Genomic DNA, 2,878 nt, shown 5'->3' with positions numbered 1-2,878 from the left:
CGCGTCGTCGATCCGTCGCAGCAACTCGATACGATCGCCGACCTTTACGTACTCGACGGCAAGCTGGTCGCCATCGGCGACGCAGCGAGCGGTTTTTTGGCCGAACGCGAAATCGACGCCAGCGGACTGGTCGCGTCGCCCGGCCTGATTGACACCTCCGTCAGCCTGAAAAAGCCGGGCGCAGAACACAGCAAGGGCATGATCCGCGAGCTTGCCGCCAGCGCCAGCGGCGGCATCACCCATGTGGTTTGTCCACCGGATACTTTCCCGATTGCCGACACCACCGCCGTCGTGCGCCAGATGCACGAGACGGCATCGAGTGCGCGCCGCAGCTGGGTGTGGATGGTCGGCGCAATGACGCAGGGACTCGCCGGCGAACAACTTGCCGACATGGCCGCGCTCAAGCAGGCCGGCTGCGTAGCGGTCAGCAATCGCCGCCGCGCCATGGCGAGCAACCAGGTATTGCGGCGCGCACTCGAATACGCGGCGACCTTCGATCTCGCCGTAGTGTTTCACCCGGAAGATGCAGATCTCGCCGCCGGCGGGTGTGCGCACGAAGGACCGGTTGCCACACGGCTGGGCTTGCCGGGTATTCCGGCGATGGCGGAAACCGTCGCCGTTGCACGCGACCTTGAACTGGTTGCACACACCGGCGTGCGCGCGCACTTCGCACAACTGTCGACGGCCGGCGCGGTGGCAATGATTGCCGATGCACGCCGCAAGGGTTTGAAAGTGACGGCTGATGTTGCCGTGCATCAGTTGCTGCTCACTGAAAGTGCGATCGAAGGCTTCAACGCGCTGGCGCATGTTCGACCGCCGCTGCGGTCGCTGGCCGACCGCGACGCACTGCGACGCGCGGTCGCAGACGGCACCATCGATGCGATCTGCTCGGATCACCAGCCGTGCGAACGTTCAGACAAGCAGGCACCGTTTCCCGGCGCCCGACCCGGCATCAGCGGCACCGAAACCCTGTTGTCGCTGACGCTGCGACTGGTGGAAGAAGGCGCGTTGACGTTGTCGCAGGCCATCGGCGCGCTCACCAGTCGGCCGGCGGCCTGCTTCGGCGTTGCCGGCGGCAGCCTGCGCATCAACGAGCGCGCAGATTTCTGCCTTTTTGATCCACAGGCGCGCTACATACTCAGCGACGAAGGCCCGGACGCGATGGTTTCAACCGGTCGCAACACGCCGTTTCTCGGCGAGGAACTGCACGGCAGGGTGATGTTTACGATGCTGGGCAACAGGGTGCTTCACTCTCGATAAAAAAAGGTTCTTCGCCCATCTGCGGGGAGACAGGTAGGGCCATCGATAACCACTGATATCTTGGTGTTGCGAAGCATCAAGTTAACAGAGGAATACCGATGGCCCCATCAGAGTGTATTGCCCGGCTGGGAGGCTGGGTAGGTTATGGCGTCGAGGATGACTGTCTGGAAGATCGCGCCGGCGTTCGCTGGTGCGTCATTCGCCTTCAACTGGAGCCCGGGCTTCCGCGCTGTTGCGACGGTTGTGGCGCCCCTGTTTCCGCCATCCATGACGTGGTGGAACGCCGGGTCCGTGACCTGCCGATCTTCGAGCACCCTGTTGAACTGATTGTGCCGCGCGCTCGCGTGGCCTGCCCGACATGCGGCCCGCGATTGGAACGATTGCCATGGCTTGCGCCATGGGCCCGTATCACCACGCGACTGGCCGCCAATGTGGCGCGGCTTTGTTCGGTCATGTCGATCCTTCATGTCGCCGATTTTTATGCGCTGAACTGGAAGACCGTAAAGGCCATCGACTGCCGTCACCTTGAGCGTGAGCTCGGTCCTATCGATTTAGCCGGCGTGGAAGTGATCGGCATGGATGAGTTCGCAATCCAGAAGGGACATCGCTACGCCACGGTCATTGTTGAGCCGCATCGCAAACGCGTGCTCTGGGTCGGTCGGGGCCATGGCCGTGCGGATATCCGGCCATTCTTCGAGTTGCTCGGCAGCGAGGGACGCGCGCGCATCAAGGCCGGCGTCATCGACATGAACGGCGCCTTTGCCGAGGAAGTACGAGCGCAGTGCCCGAAGGCACGCGTCGTCTACGACCTGTTCCACGTCGTCGCAAAATACGGGCGAGAAGTCATTGATCGCGTGCGCGTCGATGAGGCGAATCGGGTTCGCGCCGATGGCGAGGCGCGCAAGTTGGTCAAGGGCTCACGCTGGTTGCTGCTGCGCAATCGCGAGAATGTTGCGGCAGCCGATCAGGTGCGTCTCGATGAATTGCTGGCCGCCAACCGCGCCTTGTTCACGGTCTACGTCCTGAAAGACGATCTGAAAGCGCTATGGGATTACCGCCACGAGGGCTACGCCCTGCGCTTCTGGCGGCAATGGTATCGACGTGCAATGCGTAGCGGCATCGAGCCGCTCAAGCGCTTCGCCCGCAATCTCAAGCCTTATCTCAGGGGCATCTTGGCGCACTGCCAGTGGCCCCTGGGTACGAACCTCATCGAAGGCATCAACAACAAGATCAAGGTCATCAAGCGCATGGCTTACGGCTACCGCGATGACGCCTACTTCTTCCTCAAGATCCGTGCGGCGTTCCCCGGAAATGGGAGATGAACCTTTTTTATTGCGGCAGCAGCTGTTGCCGCAACTGCATGACGCCGGCACGCGCCCGCGTGACGTAGCCGGCCATCACCAGCGAATGGTTGGCGAGCAGGCCATACTCGCTGCCGTTGAGGATCACCGGGCTGCGCACCGGCTGCTGCGTGCCGTCGAGCGCCAGCACAGTCTGCGCCAGCACATCGCCGGCCTGATGGTCGGCCAGCACCGGGGCAAAATCCGTTCGTACCGCAGCGAGCTGTGCGCTCAGGGCCCAGCAATAACCCCGCGCCTCGTAAAAGCCGTTGTCGACG

General features: G+C 62.9%; 3 protein-coding genes. 2 read left to right on the top strand and 1 reads right to left on the bottom strand.

The features are described 5' to 3' along the window. Nucleotides 1-1,260, top strand: a 1,260-nt coding sequence (locus tag RMQ73_RS07165) for a dihydroorotase (protein WP_310497405.1), incomplete at its 5' end; no start/stop codon positions are given. Nucleotides 1,261-1,358: 98 nt separating this feature from the next. After that, complete coding sequence (locus RMQ73_RS07160) at nucleotides 1,359-2,582, top strand: ISL3 family transposase (RefSeq protein ID WP_310497404.1); 1,224 nt, start codon at nucleotides 1,359-1,361, stop codon at nucleotides 2,580-2,582. A 7-nt stretch (nucleotides 2,583-2,589) separates the two neighbouring features. On the opposite strand, the gene RMQ73_RS07155 is transcribed toward RMQ73_RS07160, so the two are convergent. Continuing rightward, on the bottom strand, nucleotides 2,590-2,878 hold a 289-nt coding region (locus RMQ73_RS07155), incomplete at its 5' end, for a DUF2333 family protein (protein WP_310497403.1).

It is taken from the genome of Sandarakinorhabdus sp., assembly GCF_031430775.1.
Taxonomy (GTDB): domain Bacteria; phylum Pseudomonadota; class Alphaproteobacteria; order Sphingomonadales; family Sphingomonadaceae; genus Sandarakinorhabdus.
This window is presented reverse-complemented; position numbering and strand designations above follow the sequence as displayed.